This window comes from Croceitalea marina (genome assembly GCF_042684265.1).
GTDB classification, from domain to species: Bacteria; Bacteroidota; Bacteroidia; order Flavobacteriales; family Flavobacteriaceae; genus Croceitalea; species Croceitalea marina.
Map to the genome: position 1 here is coordinate 258,430 of NZ_JBHULB010000008.1, position 22,765 is coordinate 281,194.

21 protein-coding genes are annotated in these 22,765 nt (G+C 38.1%); 10 read left to right on the forward strand and 11 right to left on the reverse strand.

The window, feature by feature from the left end:
- Positions 1–366 (forward strand): 6-phosphogluconate dehydrogenase, encoded by a 366-nt coding sequence (locus tag ACFSQJ_RS08210; RefSeq protein WP_377766466.1) that lies wholly within the window; start codon positions 1–3, stop codon positions 364–366.
- A 52-nt stretch (positions 367–418) separates the two neighbouring features.
- Positions 419–913, forward strand: coding sequence for an acyl-CoA thioesterase (locus tag ACFSQJ_RS08215; RefSeq protein WP_377766616.1), 495 nt, complete (start codon positions 419–421; stop codon positions 911–913).
- On the opposite strand, the gene pgl is transcribed toward ACFSQJ_RS08215, so the two are convergent.
- Positions 905–1,615, reverse strand: coding sequence for a 6-phosphogluconolactonase (gene pgl / locus ACFSQJ_RS08220; protein ID WP_377766467.1), 711 nt, complete (start codon positions 1,613–1,615; stop codon positions 905–907). The two genes, ACFSQJ_RS08215 and pgl, sit on opposite strands and share 9 nt — an antisense overlap.
- A gap of 74 nt (positions 1,616–1,689) precedes the next feature.
- Positions 1,690–3,222 (reverse strand): glucose-6-phosphate dehydrogenase, encoded by a 1,533-nt coding sequence (zwf, locus tag ACFSQJ_RS08225; RefSeq protein WP_377766468.1) that lies wholly within the window; start codon positions 3,220–3,222, stop codon positions 1,690–1,692.
- A gap of 104 nt (positions 3,223–3,326) precedes the next feature.
- On the opposite strand from zwf, the gene gndA reads away from it, so the two are divergent.
- The 3 genes from gndA (at position 3,327) to ACFSQJ_RS08240 (ending at position 7,847) form a co-directional block, all read left to right on the forward strand.
- Positions 3,327–4,739 carry an NADP-dependent phosphogluconate dehydrogenase gene (gene gndA / locus ACFSQJ_RS08230; RefSeq protein WP_377766469.1) on the forward strand — a complete coding sequence of 471 codons (1,413 nt, stop codon included), beginning with the start codon at positions 3,327–3,329 and terminating at the stop codon, positions 4,737–4,739.
- 80 nt (positions 4,740–4,819) lie between these two features.
- Positions 4,820–6,061, forward strand: coding sequence for a WD40 repeat domain-containing protein (locus ACFSQJ_RS08235; protein ID WP_377766470.1), 1,242 nt, complete (start codon positions 4,820–4,822; stop codon positions 6,059–6,061).
- Positions 6,062–6,332: 271 nt separating this feature from the next.
- The gene (locus tag ACFSQJ_RS08240; protein ID WP_377766471.1) at positions 6,333–7,847 is read left to right on the forward strand and encodes an NADP-dependent isocitrate dehydrogenase; all 1,515 of its coding nucleotides are present in this window, start codon (positions 6,333–6,335) and stop codon (positions 7,845–7,847) included.
- A gap of 76 nt (positions 7,848–7,923) precedes the next feature.
- On the opposite strand, the gene carB is transcribed toward ACFSQJ_RS08240, so the two are convergent.
- Positions 7,924–10,776, reverse strand: a complete 2,853-nt coding sequence (gene carB / locus ACFSQJ_RS08245) for a carbamoyl-phosphate synthase large subunit (RefSeq protein ID WP_377766472.1) — start codon at positions 10,774–10,776, stop codon at positions 7,924–7,926.
- Between the two features lie 99 nt (positions 10,777–10,875).
- Positions 10,876–11,034, reverse strand: coding sequence for a 50S ribosomal protein L34 (gene rpmH, locus ACFSQJ_RS08250; protein ID WP_339333718.1), 159 nt, complete (start codon positions 11,032–11,034; stop codon positions 10,876–10,878).
- 139 nt (positions 11,035–11,173) lie between these two features.
- Between rpmH and ACFSQJ_RS08255 the strand changes: the two genes are divergently transcribed.
- Entirely contained in the window at positions 11,174–12,064 is an 891-nt protein-coding gene (locus tag ACFSQJ_RS08255) for a DUF6263 family protein (protein WP_377766473.1), read from the forward strand.
- Positions 12,065–12,067: 3 nt separating this feature from the next.
- Positions 12,068–12,583 carry a DUF2892 domain-containing protein gene (locus tag ACFSQJ_RS08260; protein WP_377766474.1) on the forward strand — a complete coding sequence of 172 codons (516 nt, stop codon included), beginning with the start codon at positions 12,068–12,070 and terminating at the stop codon, positions 12,581–12,583.
- Here ACFSQJ_RS08260 and cls read toward each other — a convergent pair.
- The 3 genes from cls to ACFSQJ_RS08275 are packed head-to-tail and all read right to left on the reverse strand — an operon-like array spanning position 12,580 to position 15,709.
- Entirely contained in the window at positions 12,580–14,043 is a 1,464-nt protein-coding gene (gene cls, locus ACFSQJ_RS08265; protein WP_377766475.1) for a cardiolipin synthase, read from the reverse strand. The two genes, ACFSQJ_RS08260 and cls, sit on opposite strands and share 4 nt — an antisense overlap.
- Positions 14,043–14,999 carry a lytic transglycosylase domain-containing protein gene (locus ACFSQJ_RS08270; RefSeq protein WP_377766476.1) on the reverse strand — a complete coding sequence of 319 codons (957 nt, stop codon included), beginning with the start codon at positions 14,997–14,999 and terminating at the stop codon, positions 14,043–14,045. Before ACFSQJ_RS08270 ends, cls begins: the two co-directional genes overlap by 1 nt.
- Before the next feature lie 47 nt (positions 15,000–15,046).
- Entirely contained in the window at positions 15,047–15,709 is a 663-nt protein-coding gene (locus ACFSQJ_RS08275) for an alpha/beta hydrolase (RefSeq protein WP_377766477.1), read from the reverse strand.
- A gap of 176 nt (positions 15,710–15,885) precedes the next feature.
- Here ACFSQJ_RS08275 and ACFSQJ_RS08280 point away from each other — a divergent pair, with 176 nt between their 5' ends.
- A complete protein-coding gene (locus ACFSQJ_RS08280; protein WP_377766478.1) occupies positions 15,886–16,179 on the forward strand; it encodes a GNAT family N-acetyltransferase in 294 nt (97 codons plus the stop codon).
- Positions 16,180–16,278: 99 nt separating this feature from the next.
- Here ACFSQJ_RS08280 and mtaB read toward each other — a convergent pair whose 3' ends face one another.
- The 4 genes from mtaB to ACFSQJ_RS08300 form a co-directional block, all read right to left on the reverse strand.
- The gene (mtaB, locus tag ACFSQJ_RS08285) at positions 16,279–17,619 is read right to left on the reverse strand and encodes a tRNA (N(6)-L-threonylcarbamoyladenosine(37)-C(2))-methylthiotransferase MtaB (protein ID WP_377766479.1); all 1,341 of its coding nucleotides are present in this window, start codon (positions 17,617–17,619) and stop codon (positions 16,279–16,281) included.
- Between the two features lie 122 nt (positions 17,620–17,741).
- Positions 17,742–19,292: a DUF1593 domain-containing protein gene (locus tag ACFSQJ_RS08290; protein WP_377766480.1), complete on the reverse strand. Its 1,551-nt coding sequence runs from the start codon at positions 19,290–19,292 to the stop codon at positions 17,742–17,744.
- Positions 19,293–19,502: 210 nt separating this feature from the next.
- On the reverse strand, positions 19,503–20,678 hold the full coding sequence (locus ACFSQJ_RS08295; protein ID WP_377766481.1) for a GlmU family protein: 1,176 nt from the start codon (positions 20,676–20,678) through the stop codon (positions 19,503–19,505).
- A 122-nt stretch (positions 20,679–20,800) separates the two neighbouring features.
- Positions 20,801–21,070 (reverse strand): type B 50S ribosomal protein L31, encoded by a 270-nt coding sequence (locus ACFSQJ_RS08300; protein ID WP_377766617.1) that lies wholly within the window; start codon positions 21,068–21,070, stop codon positions 20,801–20,803.
- 182 nt (positions 21,071–21,252) lie between these two features.
- On the opposite strand from ACFSQJ_RS08300, the gene ACFSQJ_RS08305 reads away from it, so the two are divergent.
- Together ACFSQJ_RS08305 and ACFSQJ_RS08310 are read left to right on the forward strand one after the other, a co-directional pair.
- Positions 21,253–21,774, forward strand: a complete 522-nt coding sequence (locus ACFSQJ_RS08305; RefSeq protein WP_377766482.1) for a DUF4199 domain-containing protein — start codon at positions 21,253–21,255, stop codon at positions 21,772–21,774.
- A 41-nt stretch (positions 21,775–21,815) separates the two neighbouring features.
- Positions 21,816–22,763, forward strand: coding sequence for a glycosyltransferase family 2 protein (locus ACFSQJ_RS08310; RefSeq protein WP_377766483.1), 948 nt, complete (start codon positions 21,816–21,818; stop codon positions 22,761–22,763).
- Positions 22,764–22,765 lie beyond the last annotated feature (2 nt).

Below are 22,765 nucleotides of genomic sequence, written 5' to 3' on the forward strand. Positions count from 1 at the left end.
ATGCGAAAAATACTATTTATACTTATATCGGTTATCCTATTTGGCATTGCAGCATATTTTGCTTTTGTATATTATGTTCCCTTTAGTGAGGGTTACCGTTCTGGTGAACTTATAAAATTCAGTAGAAAAGGGGTTATTGTAAAAACTTGGGAAGGAGAGATTAGTCAAGGTATTTCAGGTGCACAAATTTTTGAGTTTTCGGTCGAAGACAACAAAAAAGATGTAATTGAAAAGCTCAAAGACTTTCAAGGGCAATATGTAAAAGTGACCTATAAAGAGCGTTATTCCTCTTTTTTCTGGTTAGGAGATACCAAATACTTTATTACCGAAGTTGAACAAGAAAAATCACCACATTTTGGCAACTAAAAACCCTTCGTTTAAAACAGCTAAAGAGTCGCGTGTTTCCATCACAGAATTGATGCTTCCATCACATTCTAATTTTGGGGGCAAAGTGCACGGTGGTTATATCTTAAATCTAATGGACCAGATTGCTTTTGCCTGTGCCAGCAAGCATTCGCAACGCTATTGCGTTACCGCTTCGGTAAATAGAGTTGATTTTTTAAATCCTATTGAAGTGGGCGAATTGGTTACCCTAAAAGCTTCCATAAACTATACAGGGCGAACCTCAATGGTAGTAGGTGTTCGGGTCGAATCTGAAAATATAACTACTGGGGAGACCAAACATTGCAACTCTTCTTATTTTACCATGGTTGCCAAAGATGATTCTGGCAAAAGTATTGCTATACCAGGCTTAGTAATCAAAGATAAACAAGGTATGCGACGTTTTGCCCGCAGTAAAGAGCGCAAACTATCTGCCTATGACCGAGATAGTAAATACCAGTCTCAAAGGTTTAAAGTTGATGACTATATAGCGTATTTAGAGGGAGAAAATCTTAAGATGGATTTAGATTGATCCTGCTGCTTCCTCATCCATGAACCAAGTTAGTTTTCCTGACTTAGGTGCAACTAAAGTAGCTGGATAAGACTTAAAGTTTCCATTCTTATTGTGAATTTCATCAACTTTTTCGGCCTTATTTTTTCCTGTTACCAAAAAAACAACTTCTTTGGCAGTATTGATAACTGCTCCGTTTATAGAAACCCGTTTCTGCCCCGAGTCAGGGTGTGTTGCTACAACGCAATGGTCTTTTGAATGCCATAAATCGATCTCATGAGGAAAAATAGAAGCTGTATGGCCATCATCTCCCATACCTAGAATTACAAGGTCAAACTGTGGAATACCCTCTACCCTATCCAAATTAATTTCTAATAGATTACTATATCGCATAGCTTCTCCCTTAGGTTCGTTCTCCCCCAAAATTCTATGGATGTTTTCTTTCGGAAGCTCAATCTTTGAAAACAGATGTTCATGGGTCATTTTATAGTTGCTTTGGTCATCTGTTGGTGCGACACAACGTTCATCACCCCAATAAAAATGAATATTAGACCAGTCGATTTTGTTTCCATATTTAGAAGCCACAACGTCAAAAATTAGCTTTGGGGTGCTCCCACCAGATAAGGCCACATGGAAATCATTTTTATCAGCGACCAAATCTGCAAAGTAGTTACAGAATTCATGGGCTACTTCAATCTTGTCTTTATAAATCTTTACTTCCAAATTACTAGCTTTAAGAGGTCTCGACTCCGCTCGACCTGACATTATATTGACTTGCTTCTTACTGCTTACCGAAACTAGCAAATCACACAATAGCCCGGGTCGTCGGCCAAATTCTCACCTGGGTTTCGCCAATACCCGATACCATCTATTAGTTCATCGGCATTCTCTGGCCCCCAAACCCCCGCTGCATAACCATACATACGAACATCTTTACCATTTTTCCAATATTCTAAAATGGGATCTACAAATTCCCAAGCTGCCTCTACCTCATCGGCACGTGCATACAACGTAGCATCACCTTGCATGGCATCCAACAAAAGACGCTCATAGGCTTCCATAACATGTGTTTCTGCCAAGCTTGAGTAGTAAAAATCAAGATTTGCACGTTCTACCTTAAAGCCCTGTCCTGGTACTTTTACCCCAAACTTCATTAATATTCCTTCATCGGGTTGTATACGTATCACCAGTTTATTATCCTTATTATTTAATCCGGAATCTTGAAAAATCTGGTGGTGCGGTGCTTTAAAATGAATGACCACCTCTGTTACCTTTGTAGGCATACGCTTTGCGGTTCGCACATAGAAGGGCACATCTTTCCATCTCCAATTATCTACAAAAAACTTAATAGCTGCGTAGGTTTCAGTGGTAGAATCAGCACTCACTCCCTCCTCTTCACGATACCCTTTCACTTTTTCTCCATTAATTGTAGAGGCCATATACTGCCCTCTAATCGTATGGTCATGAAGGGTTTCTTCATCTTTCATAATACGTAGCGATTTCAAGGCCTTTACCTTTTCGTTGCGAATTTCTTCCGGTTGGTCACCAATCGGAGGTTCCATTACAATCAAGGAAACTATTTGGAGCAAATGGTTTTGAAACATATCTCGTAAAGCTCCAGATTTATCATAATAGCCACCCCGCTTTTCTACACCAACACTCTCGGCATTTGTGATTTCTACATGGTGAATATAGTTTCTATTCCAAAGTGGTTCAAAAATACTGTTGGCAAAACGCGTCACTAAAAGGTTTTGAACCGTTTCTTTACCTAAATAATGATCAATACGGTAAATCTGTGGTTCGGTAAAATATTTCTGTAAACCGGCGTTCAAAGCTTTTCCGGTCTCCAAACTATAGCCAAAGGGTTTTTCAACTATCAAACGTTTCCAACCATTATTCTGCGTGTTCAATCCCGCATCGGCCAAGTTCTTAGCGATAGGTTCATACAAAGTAGGTGGCGTTGACAAATAATACATAATGTTGCCACCGGTCTTGTATTTATTGTTCAAATCTTCGACACGTTTTCTAAGCCTACTGTAATCGGTATCGTAATCGCTTCCTAAATCTTCATAAAAGAAGGTATTGGCAAATTCTTCGATTTCCTTATCCGATTTCTGCTTGAATTTTTCTTTTAGGTACTTACTCTCCAATACGACCTTCTTTCTAAAAGCAGTATCTGTCATGTCACTTCTACTGGCCCCTAAGACGATAAAGTTTTTTGGTAATTGATTGGCGTTAAAAAGATTAAATAACGAAGGAACCAACTTTCGAGCTGTTAAATCTCCAGAGGCGCCAAATATCACAAGCATTTGGTTTTCTGTTTTCTTCATAGAAAGCACAATAGATTATTTGAGCATAACGAATATAAGGTTTATTTTAGGTTCGGCTAAAGTGCAACAACACACTTTATGCTTTCTTAATAACAACTTATAGCATGGCAAATACATACGATTTCGGATTGGTAGGATTAGGGGTAATGGGTAGAAATTTTATCCTAAATGTTGCTGATAATGGGTTCTCAGCTTTTGGGAACGATTTAGATCAAGAAAAGGTAAGCGCCCTGATTGAAGAAGGTGGTGATGTCGATAAGGTAAATGCAACGACCGATGCAAAAGTATTTGTTGAAGCCTTAAGCCAACCACGAAAAATTATGCTTTTGGTACCTGCCGGTAAAATAGTGGATGCCGTAATTGAAAATTTACTGCCTCTACTGGACGAAGGTGACATCATCATCGATGGTGGAAATTCGTTTTACACCGATACCGATAGGCGCGAAGCCTATTTAAAGGATAAGGGTATAAACTTTTTTGGCGCGGGTGTTTCCGGAGGTGCCAAAGGAGCTCGGCGAGGCCCGAGTATTATGCCTGGAGGTTCACGTGAAGCCTACCAGCATGTAAAACCTATTTTTGAAGCCGTATCGGCTAAATATAAAGGCGAGCCTTGTGTAACCTATCTAGGCCCAAAATCTGCAGGCAACTATGTTAAAATGGTGCATAATGGCATAGAATATGGTTTAATGCAGTTGACTTCTGAGATTTATGACCTTTTGAAAAAAGCAGGTGGACTAAGTAATCAAGAACTGCATAATACGTTTGCAGAATGGAACAAAGGCCGTTTGCAATCTTTTTTAGTTGAAATTACGTCGGAAATTTTAGCTCAAAAAGATGATTTAACGGATGGGGACTTGGTGGACATGATTCTTGATAAAGCCAAACAAAAAGGAACCGGCAAGTGGACATCTCAAAACGCAATGGACTTGGGTATTCCTGTTCCTACGATTGATATTGCGGTAAGCATGCGTGAAATATCGGCCTTAAAAGATGAGCGTATTAAAGCGGATGAATTATACGATAGACCTTCACCCAAAGCAGTAAATAAAGCTGACTTTGTTAGCAAAGCCGAAGAAGCGCTTTATTTTGCCTTTATCATGGCCTACGCTCAAGGTATGCATCAATTGGCTGATGCCAGTAAAGAATATGGTTACGAATTGGATTTAGGTGAAATTGCCAAGATTTGGCGAGCAGGTTGTATTATTAGGGCAGGGCTGTTGGCAGATATTACCGATGCTTTTAAAGCAGATAAAAAGCTGCCAAACCTTTTGTTATCCAACTCGTTTGTTCAAAAAGTACAGAGCACAGTTAGTTCTGCACGAGAATTGGTGAGTTACGGAGCTGAGAACGGTATTCCGTTACCAGGGCTTTCAAATTCTCTTACCTATTTTGATGCGTATACCTCTTCTCGCCTGCCGCTAAACCTAATACAAGGGCAGCGCGATTATTTTGGTTCACATACCTATGAACGAATAGATCGAGAAGGTATTTTTCATACGGAGTGGGAGAAAGAGTGATTCAAGATTAGAAATAAACAAACTAGTACTTTTATCACAACGTTATGAAGAAGTAGACTAAAATTGACCTAATAGAGAATATGATATATGAATTTCTTACAAATAGCAAAAAAACTGAAAAGGTAAATTTTCTGAAACTACTTGTTTTAATATGTCTTTTTATTTTTTGTTTTGCTTGTAATACTAAAGAAGATAAAAAAAGTAACGTCTATCCTTTTATCACATCTTCTGAACCTATTCGCATAGTCAGTGTCAACGATGGTAATTCAATTCAATCTTTATGGAATAATTCAAGACATTTTCCAAACTCTGTTTCTGTCATAGAACTTTCGCCAGACAGACCACCTTTTACTAAAACTGTGGAAAACGCTGCGCCAAACACATTTGCTGGAGCGCCTTACGGAGTTACCATATCGAATGGTCGTTATGCTTTCATCCCAAATCATCCCTTTGGAGCATCTAATAGTGTAAGTGACGAATCTAGTATAATTACTGTTGTAGATTTAGATACGGACAAACTGTCGACTATAAAAACTTTCGAAATGCCTAATCACGCTTGGCAAGTGATGTCACATCCTGATGACAAACGGGTTATAGCAATTAGCGACCATCAATTTCACCTGTTTCAGATGAATGGAAACCAGCCTGAATTAATATCTCAAAGCGAACCATCTGAATTATATTTTACATCTTTTGCTATCAGTCCGAACGGAACATCAATAATCGCAACCGCAGCAGAACGTCTTGATTATTCGACACCTGTGGAACTGCACCTTTTTAAGTTATCTGATAATTCAATTCAACATATCACGGAAATCGAAATCCAACAAAATATTGGTAAAATTGACCAACCTTTCGCACCTCGTTTCAGCCCAGATGGAAAACGAATTCTTGTCTTAAATGGACTTGGTATTGCGGGAAAACCACCACTTGACGATATACTAAATATTAATATGACAACCTCGCCACCCAAAGTTACAGAGGTTATCAAAAATGTGGCACAAGGTCTCGAAAGTCTTGCTTTTCATCCAAGTGGACGATTTGCCGTCGTGACCTGTATTGACGGACCATACATTGGTCATTTGGCTTTAGTCGACCTCACATCATCGCCAATGCGAATACTTAATTATCAAACTGTTGAATTCGTTCCTCAAGGAATTGAATTTAGCCCAGATGGTAAGATGTTATTCGTACAGTCAACCACAGCGAGTCATTTAAGCGTTTATGAAGTCGATGGATTTAATATAAATAAAAGTCCTTATATATTGAAAACAGGTGAAGGACCAGCATCCTTGACAGTAATTAAACGAAATCAGAATTAACGCGGAAATCTCGCATTGTATTAATAATAATACCAGTGAATAACAAAGAACTGAGGTAAAAAATAAGTCTTTTCTTCTTTAATTTGAGACATTATTATTCCAGGCACATAGCTTCGAAAAACAGCTAGTAACTCAACTTCTTGTTACCAAAGGCGACAAACAAAATCACTATTTTTTTTAACATAAAAATATTTAATGTATATCATATTAAATATAAATAAAAATTTATGACCTGTTTTTCTAACCTTTGTAAAAACAAAAGCAAAGTCATATGAAAAATAGTCTTGTATTAGCATCAGAAAAGAATTTGTCTTCGGCCAAAACCACAAAGATTGCTATCGCCAAAGGTGATGGTATTGGTCCGGAAATAATGAGGGCTACCTTAAAAATTATGGAAGCGGCCGGAGCGAATATTGAAACCGAGACCATGGAAATTGGCGAACAGGTTTACTTGTCCGGTAATAGCTCTGGTATAACAGAAGCCTCTTGGGATGCTATTTCAAGAAACAAGGTTATTCTAAAAGCCCCTATTACTACGCCACAAGGCAAAGGTTATAAAAGTCTTAATGTAACGCTCAGAAAGTCTTTAGGGCTTTTCGCTAATGTAAGACCGGTAAGTGCACTACACCCTTTTGTGAAGACCAATTTTCCAAACATGGATATTGTGGTCATCAGAGAAAACGAAGAAGACCTATATGCAGGCATTGAGCACAGACAAACTGAGGATGTAGTACAATGCCTTAAACTAATTACAAGACCAGGTTGTGAAAAAATTGTACGTTATGCATTTGAGTACGCTAAGGCGTATAATAGAAAAAAAGTGACCTGTATGGTTAAGGACAACATCATGAAGTTAACAGATGGTCTTTTCCACACCGTTTTTAAAGAAATTGCCAAAGAATACCCAGAGATAGAAAGTAACTCTCAAATTATAGATATAGGTTCTGCTAAAATCGCGGCGGCTCCAGAAAATTTTGACGTCATCGTTACTTCTAATCTCTATGGAGATATCATTTCCGATATTGTTGCTGAAATTGGAGGCTCCGTAGGCATGGCGGGTTCTGCCAATATTGGAAAGAACGTTGCGATGTTCGAGGCCATTCACGGCTCTGCACCCGACATTGCCGGAAAGAAAATTGCAAATCCATCCGGATTATTAAATGCTGCCACCCTCATGCTAGCGCATATTGGCCAAACAGAAGTTGCGGATAAAATCAAAAACGCATGGTTGACAACTCTAGAGGACGGAATTCATACTGCTGATGTGTATCAAGAAAATATAAGTGCCAAAAAAGTCAATACAGAAGAGTTTGCAGATGCAATAATCGAACGTCTTGGGCAAAGCCCAAAAAACCTCCCTATAAGCACGCTTTCAAAAGGTTCAGGCACGATAACTATTCCAGAACACAAAAGACAAGAATCCATTAAAGAGCTAGTTGGTGTTGATGTCTTTATCGACTGGAAAGGAAATGACCCACAAATTATAGGAGAAGGATTAAGTAGTATTAATTCACACAACCTGAAACTAAAAATGATTACCAATAGAGGTGTTAAGGTCTTCCCGAACGGATTAAAAGAGACCTATTGCACAGACCATTGGAGATGTCGTTTTGTGGCAAATGCCGCAAACATTCAAACCAAAGAGCCCAAATACGAAAATGTAGAGTACGAGCAAGTAATTGCTTTGCTATCTAAATTACACCAAAATGATTTTGATGTAATTAAAACCGAAAATTTATATGAGTTCGATGGCAAAAGAGGTTTCTCTTTGGGCCAAGGAGAGTAGAATTATTTTTATTAGCTAAAAAACCCTTTGCAATATTAAATTGCAAAGGGTTTTTAAATTAGAGTTCTTCTATCAATTATTTGCTCAAATACATCTTTCTTCGAGAATACAGGTTGTAAAAATCATCATCCTTTAGACTGTCAATAAACAAGATACTTTCTCCCGTGCTCTTCATTTCCGGACCTAAGTTTTTATTCACATTAGGAAACTTATTAAATGAGAATACCGGTTGTTTTATGGCATAACCCTCTAGTTGTGGGTTAAAATTAAAGTCCTTCACCTTTTTCTCGCCCAACATTACCTTGGTCGCATAATTCACGTAAGGCTCTTTATAGGCCTTTGCTATAAATGGTACAGTACGAGAAGCTCTAGGGTTCGCTTCAATTATATAGACCATATCGTCTTTTACTGCAAACTGAATATTGATCAACCCAACCGTATTTAAAGCCAGGGCAATCTTTTTGGTATGGTCTTTTATTTGCTGCATTACAAACTCGCCAAGATTAAATGGCGGCAAGGTCGCATTAGAATCGCCTGAGTGAATACCACATGGCTCTATATGCTCCATGATACCGATGATGTAAACATCTTCTCCATCACATATGGCATCTGCTTCCGCTTCTATCGCGCCATCCAAATAATGATCTAATAACAGCTTATTTCCAGGAATGCTACGTAACAAGTCTACTACGTGTGCTTCTAAATCTTGTTTATTGATGACAATTTTCATTCCCTGCCCTCCTAAAACATATGAAGGTCGCACTAGTAATGGAAAGCCTAGTTCATCAGCAAGCTGCAGGGCTTCATCAGCACTTTCGGCCACCCCAAACCTTGGATAAGGAATGTTATTTTCTTTTAACAAGGTCGAAAAACTACCGCGATCTTCAGCCAAATCTAAAGATTCAAAGCTGGTGCCGATAATCTTAATACCGTACTTCGAAAGTTTTTCTGCCAACTTGAGTGCTGTTTGCCCACCTAGCTGTACAATTACACCTTCAGGTTTCTCATGCAAAATAATATCGTAGATATGTTCCCAGAAAACCGGTTCAAAATACAGCTTATCGGCCGTATCAAAATCTGTAGATACCGTTTCAGGATTACAGTTGATCATTATGGTCTCATAACCACATTCCGCCGCGGCCAACACCCCATGCACGCAGCAGTAGTCAAACTCTATCCCCTGTCCTATTCGGTTTGGACCTGAACCTAATACGACAATCTTCTTCTTATCCGTAACCACGCTGTCGTTGGCCACATATCTAATGCCGTCCGCTGTTTCTATTTCTTCTTCAAAGGTAGAATAGTAATAAGGTGTCATTGCCTTGAACTCGGCGGCACAGGTATCTACCAATTTATAGACCCTATTTATGTTTTGTTCGGTACGTTTTGCATGCACTTCGCTTTCATAGCAATCGAGCATATGAGCTATCTGTCTATCGGCAAAGCCTTTTTGCTTTGCTTCGAGCAGTAGCTCCTTTGGTAGATTAGCTACCGAATATTTAGAGATTTCTTGTTCCAATAAATGCAGTTCTTCATATTGTTTTAAGAACCACATGTCAATCTTGGTGATTTCATGAATTCGACTTAATGGAATGCCCATTTGTATCGCATCATAAATCACAAAAACACGATCCCAACTGGGTATGGTCAATTTTTGGATAATGGTATCGTATTCTTTATAGCCCTTACCGTCCGCACCTAATCCATTACGCTTTATTTCAAGGGATTGCGTTGCCTTATGTAAGGCTTCTTGAAAAGAACGCCCAATACCCATTACCTCCCCTACGGCCTTCATTTGAAGTCCTAAGGTTCTATCTGAACCTTCAAACTTATCAAAATTCCAACGTGGGATTTTTACGATCACGTAGTCTAAGGTAGGTTCAAATAAAGCAGATGTTGATTGTGTAATCTGATTTTGCAATTCATCAAGCGAATATCCGATAGCTAATTTTGCGGCAACTTTGGCAATAGGATATCCCGTTGCTTTTGAAGCAAGTGCAGACGAACGTGATACTCTTGGGTTAATCTCGATCGCAATAATCTCTTCTTCTTCATCTGGACTAACGGCGAATTGCACGTTACAACCTCCGGCAAAATCACCGATACTGCGCATCATATGAATTGCCATATCACGCATTCGCTGATAGGTTCTGTCCGATAGGGTCATCGCAGGTGCCACGGTTATAGAGTCTCCCGTATGAATACCCATAGGGTCCATATTTTCAATAGCACAAATAATTACTACGTTATCATTCTTATCACGAAGCAGCTCCAGCTCATATTCTTTCCAGCCCATCATGGCCTTATCTATCATTACCTCATGAATAGGAGATACTTCTAGACCGTGACTCAACAAATTATCAAAATCTTTTGGGTCATGCACTATAGAGGCACCGGCCCCACCAAGTGTAAAAGAAGCCCTTATAACCAATGGAAAGCCAAACTCTTGTGCAATTTCTTTTCCTTTTAAAAATGAGGTGGCGGTCGCCTGAGGAGCCATGCCAACCCCTATTTTCCCCATAAGTTCACGGAATTTCTCTCGATCTTCCGTAATGTTTATTGCATCAATATCAACACCAATAATTTCAACATCAAAGTCTTCCCAAATCCCTTTCTCATCTGCTTCAATACAAAGGTTTAAGGCCGTTTGCCCCCCCATTGTAGGTAAAACCGCATCTATATTCGGATGATTTTTTAAAATTTCAATTATCGATTTTGTATTTAGAGGCTTTAAATAAATATGGTCCGCCATCACCGGGTCGGTCATGATTGTGGCCGGATTACTGTTTATTAAAATGGTTTCTATTCCATCTTCTTTTAACGAACGTAATGCTTGTGATCCAGAATAATCAAACTCACAAGCTTGTCCGATAACAATAGGCCCAGAACCTATAATCAAAATCGATTTAATGTCTTCTCTTTTTGGCATTTTAGAAAGGGTTACTCGTTTAAAAATTTAAAAATAGGTCAAAAAAAAGGTGCTAAACTTGAAAAAGTAGCACCTTTAATTAAAAGTTATTGACAGTCATTATTTCTTGTGTCGTGGCTCAGATGAGACAGTCAGTTTTTTTCTTCCTTTTGCTCTTCTACTAGCAAGAACTTTTCTACCATTGGCAGTAGCCATGCGCTCTCTAAAACCATGTTTGTTTCTTCTCTTTCTTTTTGAAGGCTGATATGTTCTTTTCATTTCGAAGTTTATATAAAAATATCCTTAAAGGATACTCAATTTCCGGGCGCAAATATACAAAGAGTTTTTGCTTTGACAAATGGTTTCTAAAAAATGTTTGTGTTAGTTTTGCTATTCCGTAAAAGAATAAAATAATAGTATGAAATATTATAGGGCAATACCGTTTCTGATATCTTTTTTAGTTGTATTCGCCGTTGAGGCGCAAAGCACTTTAAACTATAATCTGGAAAAGGGTTCGGTTTTTAAAGTAGAACAGAAAGCAAAGCAGTTGATCACGCAAAAGCTTGAAGGTACTACACATGAAATGACCAATGATTTAACCGGACTTTATGATTTTGAAGTAGTTGGGGTAGATGAGCAGGGTTATGACCTTATATTGATGTTTAAAGATTTTGCTCTAAAATCCAATTCTAGCATACAAGGTGTTTTAATGGATGTAAAGGCTTCCGTTTTGGTAGAAGGTGATATTATGTCAGAAATGTTTCATTCTCTAATCGGTCATGAGCTCGCAATGCGAATGAACAAAAATGGTTCGGTCGTTTCAGTAGAAGGTGGTGACGAACTTATTACTAAAATGATTTCTGCCGCAGGTATAGAAGACGAATTCACAACCAATGTCATGCGTAAATCACTCGACAAAGAATTTAGCTCTAATGGGTTGGCAAAGAGTTTTGAGCAAATGACCTTCTTCTATCCAGATAACGAGGTAGCCGTCGGAGATACTTGGGAAAATACGTATACCGGAAAGCTATCCGCCAATAATACCTTTAAATTAGAAAAAATAGAGAACGAAATCACTTCTATCACCGGTACGTCAGCTATTGTACTAAACACCGAAGAATCGGGCGCAATAATGTCTCTTAGTGGTTCACAAGAAACTGCTATTCAGGCAAATTCGGCCACCGGTTTCATTCAAAAAATCATGATTTCAAGCCTTGCCGAAGGAACTACAAAAATGTCTCAAATGGGCGATGTTGAAATACCCACAACCATTGAATCTACAATTACTTACGAATTACAAGAAAACTAATCTATGTTCAATAAAAACCTAAAACTAATTATAGCTGTTCTAATTATAGGCTATGCCGTTTATCAGTTCATTGAAGGGTATATCGGGAACGGTATCTTTTTCATTTTACTTTCTTTGATTTTTATTTTCCTCTACTTTAGAAATGAAATTATTTTGTTGGCCTTTCTGAGAATGCGCAAACAGGATATGGAGGGCACTGAAAAATGGCTTACAAAAATCAAGAATCCGGAAGCAGCACTTACCACCAAACAACAAGGGTATTATAATTACTTACACGGAATCATATTCTCACAGAAAAACCTGACCACTGCCGAAAAGTACTTTAAAAAAGCACTCAAACTTGGGCTTACTATGGACTATGATGTGGCTATGGCGAAATTAAGCTTGGCCGGAATCTCGATGCAAAAACGTAGAAAAAGGGAAGCAACCCAATTGTTGCAGGAAGCAAAGAAATTGGATAAAAACAATATGCTCACAGAACAGATTAAGATGATGCAGCAGCAGATGAAGAAAATCTAAAGCAAGGGGGCCAATAATCTACTAAAAGATTCTTGTAGCTTTCTAGATATGCCGCGCTCTTCCCAACGTTCTGCATCAACCTCTTCGCAGTCTTTTAAGTCATTATGAAAAACTGCTGCCAGTTTCTCATTGACCGGTGCATTGTAGATTAAAGCATTCACCTCGAAATTTATAGATAGACTTCGGTAATCTAAATTTGCCGTTCCAATGGTGGAGAACAGATCATCTATCAGCATGGTTTTAGCATGCACGAATCCTTTCTTGTACCTAAAAATACGCATACCAGAGTTTAAACATTGAGATATATAAGAATCTGTTGCGTATTGTGCTGGCCATGAATCAGATCCGTACGGAATTATCATACGAACATCAACACCACTTCGTGCTGCCGTGCTCAAGGCGGTTAAAATGGAATCGTTAGGTATAAAATAAGGTGAGGTAATATAAATTCGCTCATTCGCCATATTCACCGCACAAAAAATAGCCTCCATGATATTGGCCCAATCGCTATCAGGTCCGCTAGCGGCTATCTGAACGGCCACCGGTATATTCGTGCTCGATTTCACCTTTGGAAATAGCTGCTGGTGTATTTCTAAATTATCATTGGACACAAAACCCCAACTTAATAGAAATAAGGACTGTAACGAACCTACGGCGCCACCAACCAATCGCACATGGGTATCTCTCCAAAACCGCTCGTTATCATAAGAATTATCATATTTCTTTTCAATGTTAATTCCTCCCAAATAACCAATTTCTCCATCTATTACGACAATTTTTCTATGGTTTCGATAATTGAGCTTACTGGTAGAATTTGAAAATATTACAGGCATAAAAGGATAATGGTCAACACCACATCGCGTCATTCGCTTTTTTGTTTTTGAAGAAATAGAACTTCCCACATCGTCATATATCAGCCGTACCTTGACCCCTTCTTCAGCTTTCTTACATAGTAAGTCGATAATTTTAAGGCCCAATTCATCATCGACCAGTACAAAATATTCTAAATGGATATGGTTTTTGGCGTTCGTAAGGTCAGCTTTAAGTTTTTTAAACTTTTCTTCCCCATTGGTCAAAAGCTCTAAATCGTTATCAAAAGAGAGAACTGCTCTTTCATTGTTTCTTAGAAGCTCATAAATCTTAGCTATTCCCTCACCATATTCTTCTTCAAAATCTTCTCTTTCTTCGGCATCTAAATGAAATTTTTTACGCCATTGCTTTATGCTGTTGTTGTCAAGAATGTACTTTTTTTCAAAAATCTTTGATTTTCGATAATCTTGACCAAAGAGATAATAGACCAACAAGCCCAAAAATGGAAATATGGCCAACGCAAAAATATAAGAAAGGGTCTTTACCGGATTCTTGTTCTTTAAAAGAATAAGAATGGAGAAAATAATGACCAAAACATAGTTAATTCCTAAAAGAATGCTCCAGAGGTTATCTTTTAGGTAAGCCCACATTACTTGCTCTCCCTGTAATAGCCTTTATTAGGTATTTCGATAACATACTTCTTACCAGAAGCATTGTTCAGGTGTGCTTCGCGCAACCAAGGGTTATGTCGCTTTAAAATTTTATAGTTGATTTCGTACATTGAAGCGAAATCGGCCCAATCGGCTACGGGCTTCGTTACTTCTACCGTAAAAGTTGGTACGGCATCATATAAATCATCTTTTTCAACATCAAACCCATATTTATCGGGATTGGAAATAATTTCTTTTATCGCCATAATTCGAAACACATAACGCCCCGTTTCTTGACCTAACAGCAGATCATAATAATCATCAACTTTTTGAATGTTCATATATTTCTGAATTCCACCTGGCCCAGCATTATAAGCAGCGGCAGTAAGTGTCCAACTACCAAAGCGATTTTTCCATTTGTTCAGGTAATCACAAGCAACTTGAGTGGATTTTTCAATATGATAACGCTCATCGACATTGGCGTTTACCTCAAGTCCGTATTCTTTTCCGGTAGCTTTCATAATCTGCCAAAACCCGGTTGCCCCGGCTGGTGAAACTACATTTGTTAGTCCGCTCTCCGCAACCGCCAAATATTTAAAATCATCGGGGATTCCGTTTTTGGCCAATATAGGCTCAATTATCGGAAAGTATTTATTGGCGCGCTTCATTAATAATAGCGCATTAGACTGCCAGTAAGTATTGACCAAAAACTCGCGATCAACACGCTCCAATATTTCAGGGTCATTTAAAGGTACCGCTTCACCGGCAAAATTTAAATCTTCGGGAATTTCAATGGCTGTGATTTGATAACCGCTACTTACATTTTTATTGGCCTTTTCTTGATGTTCTTTTAAGACCATTTCGTTTTGGGTAGGCTTTTCTTGAACGGCATAAATTAGGCTTCCAACAACAAACAAAAACCCGATACCGGCCAATATATTTTTAAGATGTTTCATGAGTAAAAATTAATTCAATACTACTATAATACAAAAATAGAACTGTTTTATTCCAAAATTAGTGTAGGTAAGTGTTCATTAAACCATTTTGCCCGATGAATAATCATGGTATGGGTGCCATTTTTAACTTTTATGCAATGTTTTATATTCGAAATAGGAAAAACAGCATCCTTCTCTCCATGAATATGAATAAGGTTTTCGGGAGGTAAAGCTTGTCTCCAATTAACAATTTGATCGATAGACCAATCAATGTAATACTTATCGCGAATAGAAAGATATTGTTCGTAAAGGTGTAACCGTTTGGTTACGGTTTCGCCAAAAGCATATTTAGCCAATAGCTCCACATTATTCACCAAACCTGTTGGCAGTAATTTATGCACCTTGGTGTATTTTGCGAACAGCATACGTTTTGGCAGCTCAGTATGTGATTTTACGGAAGATATTGCGATTACTTTTCTGGTCGCTATATGTTTAGCCATTTCTTGCACTAGCAGACCTCCGAAAGAAACCCCGATAAGAACAGGGTCGTCATGATGTATCTGTGCGCACATTTGTTGGGCATAATCCGAGAGACTCATGCCTTTTTCAGGTATGTGCCAACCTAACTTAGTAACAGAAAATTGTTCTTTTGGTAAATCGATACCATCAAAAATAGATGAATTTGCAGCCATCCCAGGCATTAGGTAAATGGGTATCACACTATCCCTCATATTGTACAGATGGTCGATTTTGCTAGGAATTTAGTCAAATTTTAAGTACTTTTGTCATCCGTTTGTATTTTGCCCCAATTGTTTATACAAACCTAACCATTGTTTATCATTGCAAAATTACGATTTAAAGCATTTCGTAATTTTTTTATCTAGCACCAAAATAAAACTAAAATTGTATGACTGATATGGAAATTAAGGACAACAGTTTCTTACGCCAATTTGAGGTGAAAATTGATGGGCATTTAGCAAAAATTGAATACTCTTCGCAAGAGCGAAAAGTATTTTTGACCAAACTAGTGGTTCCGGAAGAAATTACACAAGAAGGCTTTAAAGAAAATTTTATTAAGAGTGTACTTAACCACATTCAAGAGCAAAATTTACGTGTGGTACCTACAAGTCCGCACATCGCCGGTTTCTTAAGAAAGAATAGGCAGTACAAAGAAATGCTTCCTGTAGGAATCAGAATCTAACAAAAATTTAAAACCTCTCGAATGAGAGGTTTTTTTATGCCTTATCCTAACCTATTCTCGATACTATTTTTGCTCCTCAAAAATAACTCGAACTGACATTTAGCTATATCCAGAAATTTCTACAGTACTTTCTATAAATTCAAACCGTACCAATCCGTCTTCATCAATATCGGTAAGTTCAACTTCATGAAGTGTGTTTACCAATTCAGGATTCCAAGGTGCCTTTACCTTAACATAGTTTTCGGTAAACCCGTGAATGTAACCGGCTTTATTCTCACCTTCAAAAAGTACGGTACGTACCGTATTCAGTTGACTTTCATAAAAAGCCCGGCGTTTTTTTGCAGATAAGCCTCTAAGCATTTTGCTTCGCTTACTTCTGATGTTTTTAGGAACTACATCTTCCATCGTCGCAGCGACGGTATTATCTCTTTCCGAATACGTAAAAACGTGCAGGTACGAAATGTCCAATTCGTTCAAAAAATTGTAGGTTTCAAGAAAATGCTCATCGGTTTCACCGGGAAAGCCCACGATAACATCAACCCCAATACATGCATGTGGCATTACGGTCTTAATTCGTTTTACCCTGTCTACATATAGATTCGAAAGGTAACGTCTGCGCATGAGCTTTAAGATAGCATCGCTACCACTTTGTAAGGGAATATGAAAATGTGGCACAAAGGCATTGCTTTGGGCTACAAAATCTATCGTCTCATTTTTCAGCAAGTTAGGCTCAATAGAAGATATTCGCAACCTAGCTATACCAGCTACATTATCTAGTGCTTTAACCAAATCTAAAAAGGTGTGTTCGTGTTTTTTATTACCGAATTCACCTTTGCCGTAGTCTCCAATATTGACCCCGGTAAGTACAATTTCCTTTATGCCTTTTGAAGCTATTTCAGAAGCGTTTTTCAGCACATTATCCAAAGCATCACTACGTGATATGCCACGCGCTAAAGGAATGGTGCAATAGGTACATTTATAATCACAACCGTCTTGTACTTTTAAAAAGGCACGTGTTCTATCACCAATAGCATAACTGCCCACATAAAAATCGGCTTCTTCAATCTCACAAGAATGTACTTCACCCCTATCATTTTTAGAAAGGTCGTTTAGATAGTCGGTAATCTTAAACTTTTCCGTGGCACCCAAAACCAGATCTACCCCATCTACCGCTGCCAATTGTTCCGGTTTTAACTGCGCATAACAACCCACCGCGGCCACAAAGGCATCAGGATTTGCTTTTTGCGCTTGTTTTACGATAGTTTTAAAACGTTTATCCGCATTTTCGGTAACCGAACAAGTATTGATTACATAGATGTCCGCAGATTCAGAAAAGTCCACACGGTCAAAACCCTCACCTTCAAAACTTCTGGCAATCGTAGAAGTTTCAGAGAAATTAAGCTTACAACCTAAAGTGCAGAAAGCGACTTTTTTGCTCATCTGTGCCCTATTATTTTTAAGGATGGCAAAGATAGTAAATAGTTAAATGTTAATTCTTTGACCGGAGAACATTGATCATTAGAAATAGTTTGTACGAAGATTTAGTTATTCTTCAGTATGACCTAGTGTACCTTTTTTTGTTGAGGCACCAATGAATGGTCATAAGTATTAGACACATTAATTACAATACGCCTATAGTCAAACAACGGCGCTATATCACTCTTATCCTTAACTTCTAAAATTAAGTGTAACTGTTTAGAGGCGGCACCGGAAGGAACTGAAAGAAAGGTTTTAGAACTTTTTGGTTCGTCAATGAACACCTCGCCTGCATAATTGCCAGCTTCTTTATAGATCCACCAATAAAACTCTAAATCATCTCCATCCACATCATTTGAAAACGAAGCATCCAATATTATTTTTTCTCCGGGCAAAGCTTTTAAGTATAGAATACCGTCTCCTTCATCGCCATTAAAAACAGCTTTTGGGTGATGATTGGCTTCTTCAAAAGATTTTACACACCAATCCATACGACACTTAAAATCATTGAACATAGCTTCGCGCCATCTCCAAATCGGAACATAATTACCAAAATATGTTTTTCCATCTTTATAATTTTTCCAAACATCGCTTACTTCTCTATGCATGTAAAAAGGTGCGCTTTTCAATTCATCTTCATAAATACCAAGGTGGCGCGACCAAAAATCTGCAACTTTTACTTTAGTGAAGCGTCCTCCCCATCCACCCCATGATGGATGACCTATTTCTGACAAACCTTTATTTACCAAACCCATCCAAGGTATAGTACCTCCGCCCTCCATAAAACCCAATATGTCTGTCCCTGTAAAACGACGTTCTGGATATAATTCTCCCAAAGGGCCATGATTTTTCATAACATTTTCTTTAAGCCACGCTAGCTGGCCATATGAAGAGTTTTCATATCCCTCCAAAAAATTTGGGCCCAATTCAGAAGTTGTATCCCCTTTTTTTGTCCCAGGGCCTCCATAAGCATAGGTCTGATAATTACTCCGTATCCAATTAATATTAGGAAAACGATTACAAATCCATGCACCCGCATTGTCTTGCGCTCCATTTTCAAATACCCAAATCTTCTCTAGCAAAGCATCCAACTCATTTTTTGTGTGGGATTTTTTGTAATCTTGAAGTGCTTGAGCCAAGGTATTTGAACCTGCATTGACCACAATCCATAAGGGCCCATTATCGTTCTTTTCAAATGCTTTCACCAATAACTTAGACCCTTCACTTTGCTTATGTTCTCCTATACCATCAATTCCATATTCTGACTGTCCTGCACCTACGATAGAACGGAGATAATCTGGTGAAGACCATCCCTCCGCGTGTTTTTTCAAATTGGGTAACACCTTTTCATAAGCGTCGATAATATCATTAAAGAGTTCAGGATGGGTAATGCGCCGATATTCTAATTTAGATTCTGGTCTTAAAAACTTTCCTGTTACTGCAATAAGCCCCTCTAAATCGAACTCATTTGAACAAACAGTCATATGTATCATCTGCTGCATTTCATCTGGTTCATTACCCATATCTGCCAAGATAATCAAGCGCTGTTGCTGTCCGTTCAGTAAAATAGGCAGTATAAATACCAAAACAGCAAAAAACAATTTGATATTGCTTTGACCACTACAAATTCGACACATAATATTTGGTGAAGAAAATTATTATTTATTTAAAAAATCAGTAGGGTAAAAGTAGACGTAAATAAGAATAATAACCGTAACTCTTGATTCAAAAGCTATCATAAATAGATTAAAATGCTCTTGAATGAATTATGTATGATTCATGCCCAACTAAGAATTAAGCAAAGAATTGGAAAGAGAAATAATTTATTTTTTAAATCCGTTTAAAACTTAATAACTCCGCCACTTAGCCGAATCCTCAAAAACGCGCTCTAGAATTTCTTTTTCGGTAGTGTCAAATTCCACTTTTCTGCGTCCCATCATAGCCGTTGCGGTTTCAAAAGCCTTGTTGGTGCGATATTCAGTAAACCCGGAGGCCCCGCCCCAGCTATAACTCGGTATAAAATTACGCGGAAAACCACTACCAAAAATATTGGCGCTTACTCCAATTACAGTGCCGGTATTAAACATCGTATTAATACCGCATTTGCTATGATCGCCCATCATTAGCCCACAAAATTGGAGTCCGGTTTTGGCAAAGCCTTCGGTTTCATAACTCCATAGCCTTACTGGTGCGTAATTATTTTTAAGGTTAGAGGTATTGGTGTCGGCACCCAAATTACACCACTCCCCTAACACCGAATTGCCTAGAAAGCCTTCATGTCCTTTATTTGAATAGGCGAACAGTACAGCATTACTAACCTCACCCCCTACCTTGCAATATGGGCCAAAAGTAGAAGCCCCATAAATCTTTGCGCCCATTTTTAAAACCGCATTATCACAAAGTGCCAAAGCGCCCCGAACAATGCTACCTTCCATAATTTCAGCGTTCTTACCAACATAAATAGGACCTGTTTCGGCGTTTAAAATACTACAACTCACTTTTGCCCCTTCTTCTAAAAAAATCTGCGCCCCATTGATAACGGTATTACTTTCGGCAATAGGCTGACTTTTTCTTCCCTTGGTCAGTAATTCGAAATCAGCGGTAATGGCCTTATGATTTTTAGAAAAAATATCCCATGTGTTTTTAACCGTAATCGGTTCATCTTCGAAAACTTTGGTGCTATATTCAGAAGGATTAAACTCTTTTTTCGGGTCATCGGTGACATAGGCGATAATAGCACCATCAGATGTAATAGCCTCCTTATTCTTTAAATTTTTTATTAGTTCTACCAGCTTAGCATTGGGTAAATAAGAAGCACTGATGACCGTATTCTCACTTTTACTATGCATCGGAAACTTTTGTGCTAAATAAGTTTCTGTATGATAACTACAGCTAGTGCTGAGCCATTTATCCCACTTTTCTCTAATGGTCAATATACCGATACGAATTTCTGCCACTGGCCTTGTATAGGTAAATGGTAATAAAGCATTTCTATTAAGACCGTCGGAAAGGATAAAATTCATAGTGCACATTTTAGCTAAAGTGATACGCCCTTAATATATAATTACGGCTAAGGTGTAAAAATAAAAAACGCCCTTGAAAGAAATCAAGGACGTTTGAAATATATTTTTTTAGAAAGCGGCTACTATTCGGCTTTCTTTTCTTTTTTATCGAATTTCTTGTATTTGTTCTTAAACTTGTCAATTCTACCAGCTGTATCGATAAGTTTTGTTTTTCCAGTATAGAAAGGGTGTGAAGTTCTAGAAATCTCTAACTTGATTAATGGGTACTCAACACCATCTACGGTAATGTTTTCTTTGGCTTCCGCAGTGGATTTGGTAATAAAAACATCGTCGTTCGACATGTCTTTAAAAGCAACCAATCTATAGCTTTCTGGGTGTATACCTTGTTTCATTGCATTTTTTGTTTTCATACACCCATTCCGACAGGCGTATATTTTGAAGGTGCAAATTTAATGATTTCTATGAATAGTACAACTTCTAGTTACTAAAAAAGAAAAAAATGTACTTTTAGATGTAACAAAATCAAGTTAGTTGGCACTAACAGCATGTAAATAACCAACTAAAAGTTTATAAAATGGAAGAAAACAATCTTAAAACTAGAAAGTTCGCACTACAATTTGGCCTTATCGGCGGTCTTGTGGGCGTTATCTTTGGCGTAATGTTATACTCAATGGATATGCATTATGAGCGTAGCTTCGCTATACAAGCGGTACAATTTGCAATTTTAGCTCTGTTTGTAATCATCGCAATTATTCAATTTAAAAAAGCCAACGGAGGATTCCTGAAAATAGGACAAGCAGTGAAGCTTGGCGCCGGAGTCGGTCTAATTGCGGCTGTCATCGGAACCATCTATTTTTTGGTGCTATCAAATGTTATAGAACCAGATTATATGGCCAAAGCTACCGAGATAGCAAAGGTTGATGCTTTTGAGAAGAATCCTAAAATGACACAAGAACAATGGGACCAAGGCGTGGAGATTCAAAATAAGTTCTTTCCTGTTTTTTTAGCTGTCGGTGTAATTTTTAGTGCTCTTTTCGGTTTGGTCGTGGGCTTAATCACTGGTTTAATTGCCAAGAAAGAAGCACCCGCTTACTAAACAAAAAGTACTATTTTTGAAAGGAATTCCAGAAAACAACAATGCAATTATCCATTGTAATTCCTTTACTTAACGAAAAAGAATCACTCATAGAGTTACATGATTGGATTGCGCAAACCATGCAATCCAATCATTTTTTATATGAAATTCTATTTATAGATGATGGTAGTACCGATGGCTCTTGGGAGACCATCGAAAAACTTTCTGCAGAACATACTCCGGTAAAAGGCATACGCTTTCTTAAAAATTACGGCAAATCACAGGCCTTACATGCGGGCTTTGCCCAGGCACAAGGCGAGGTGGTCATTACCATGGATGCCGACCTTCAAGATAATCCAGAGGAAATTCCTGAACTATATAACCTCATAAAAAATGAGGGGTTTGACTTAATTTCTGGTTGGAAAAAGAAACGCTACGATTCAGTACTTTCTAAAAACATGCCCTCTAAGCTGTTTAATTGGGCGGCCAGAAAAACATCTGGGCTCAAATTGCACGATTTTAACTGTGGCCTAAAAGCGTATCATAGCAAGGTTGTCAAAAATATTGAGGTTTCTGGTGATATGCATCGCTACATTCCCGTTCTGGCTAAAAATGCTGGTTTTCAAAGAATTGGAGAAAAAGTGGTACAGCACCAAGCCCGAAAATATGGAACCACAAAATTTGGAGCAGAACGCTTTATGAAAGGATTTTTAGACTTGATGACAATATGGTTCGTTTCAAAATTTGGCCGTCAACCCATGCATCTTTTTGGTGCCTTGGGCGTTCTTATGTTCTTTGTAGGCTTCGCATTCTCTATTTATTTGGGCATAGACAAGCTTTTTATTCATAAAACAGGAAGATTAATAACGGATAGACCTCAATTTTATATCGCCCTAACTTCAATGATTATTGGCACGCAGTTCTTTTTAGCTGGTTTTTTAGGAGAAATCATGGTACGCTCAAAGAAAAATGAGAATACTTATGCGATTTCTAAAAAAATCAACCTATAGAA

Excerpts from the sequence above, each read along its gene's own strand:
- carB (WP_377766472.1), bottom strand. The coding sequence starts at position 10,776 with ATGCCAAAAAGAGAAGACATTAAATCGATTTTGATTATAGGTTCTGGG.
- ACFSQJ_RS08270 (WP_377766476.1), bottom strand. The coding sequence starts at position 14,999 with ATGAAACATCTTAAAAATATATTGGCCGGTATCGGGTTTTTGTTTGTT.
- zwf (WP_377766468.1), bottom strand. The coding sequence starts at position 3,222 with ATGAAGAAAACAGAAAACCAAATGCTTGTGATATTTGGCGCCTCTGGA.
- ACFSQJ_RS08290 (WP_377766480.1), bottom strand. The coding sequence starts at position 19,292 with ATGTGTCGAATTTGTAGTGGTCAAAGCAATATCAAATTGTTTTTTGCT.
- gndA (WP_377766469.1), top strand. The coding sequence starts at position 3,327 with ATGGCAAATACATACGATTTCGGATTGGTAGGATTAGGGGTAATGGGT.
- ACFSQJ_RS08275 (WP_377766477.1), bottom strand. The coding sequence starts at position 15,709 with ATGAGGGATAGTGTGATACCCATTTACCTAATGCCTGGGATGGCTGCA.
- ACFSQJ_RS08235 (WP_377766470.1), top strand. The coding sequence starts at position 4,820 with ATGATATATGAATTTCTTACAAATAGCAAAAAAACTGAAAAGGTAAAT.
- ACFSQJ_RS08300 (WP_377766617.1), bottom strand. The coding sequence starts at position 21,070 with ATGAAACAAGGTATACACCCAGAAAGCTATAGATTGGTTGCTTTTAAA.
- ACFSQJ_RS08280 (WP_377766478.1), top strand. The coding sequence starts at position 15,886 with ATGACTGATATGGAAATTAAGGACAACAGTTTCTTACGCCAATTTGAG.
- ACFSQJ_RS08240 (WP_377766471.1), top strand. The coding sequence starts at position 6,333 with ATGAAAAATAGTCTTGTATTAGCATCAGAAAAGAATTTGTCTTCGGCC.
- ACFSQJ_RS08310 (WP_377766483.1), top strand. The coding sequence starts at position 21,816 with ATGCAATTATCCATTGTAATTCCTTTACTTAACGAAAAAGAATCACTC.
- cls (WP_377766475.1), bottom strand. The coding sequence starts at position 14,043 with ATGTGGGCTTACCTAAAAGATAACCTCTGGAGCATTCTTTTAGGAATT.
- mtaB (WP_377766479.1), bottom strand. The coding sequence starts at position 17,619 with ATGAGCAAAAAAGTCGCTTTCTGCACTTTAGGTTGTAAGCTTAATTTC.
- ACFSQJ_RS08215 (WP_377766616.1), top strand. The coding sequence starts at position 419 with ATGCTTCCATCACATTCTAATTTTGGGGGCAAAGTGCACGGTGGTTAT.
- ACFSQJ_RS08295 (WP_377766481.1), bottom strand. The coding sequence starts at position 20,678 with ATGAATTTTATCCTTTCCGACGGTCTTAATAGAAATGCTTTATTACCA.
- ACFSQJ_RS08210 (WP_377766466.1), top strand. The coding sequence starts at position 1 with ATGCGAAAAATACTATTTATACTTATATCGGTTATCCTATTTGGCATT.
- ACFSQJ_RS08255 (WP_377766473.1), top strand. The coding sequence starts at position 11,174 with ATGAAATATTATAGGGCAATACCGTTTCTGATATCTTTTTTAGTTGTA.
- ACFSQJ_RS08305 (WP_377766482.1), top strand. The coding sequence starts at position 21,253 with ATGGAAGAAAACAATCTTAAAACTAGAAAGTTCGCACTACAATTTGGC.
- rpmH (WP_339333718.1), bottom strand. The coding sequence starts at position 11,034 with ATGAAAAGAACATATCAGCCTTCAAAAAGAAAGAGAAGAAACAAACAT.
- ACFSQJ_RS08260 (WP_377766474.1), top strand. The coding sequence starts at position 12,068 with ATGTTCAATAAAAACCTAAAACTAATTATAGCTGTTCTAATTATAGGC.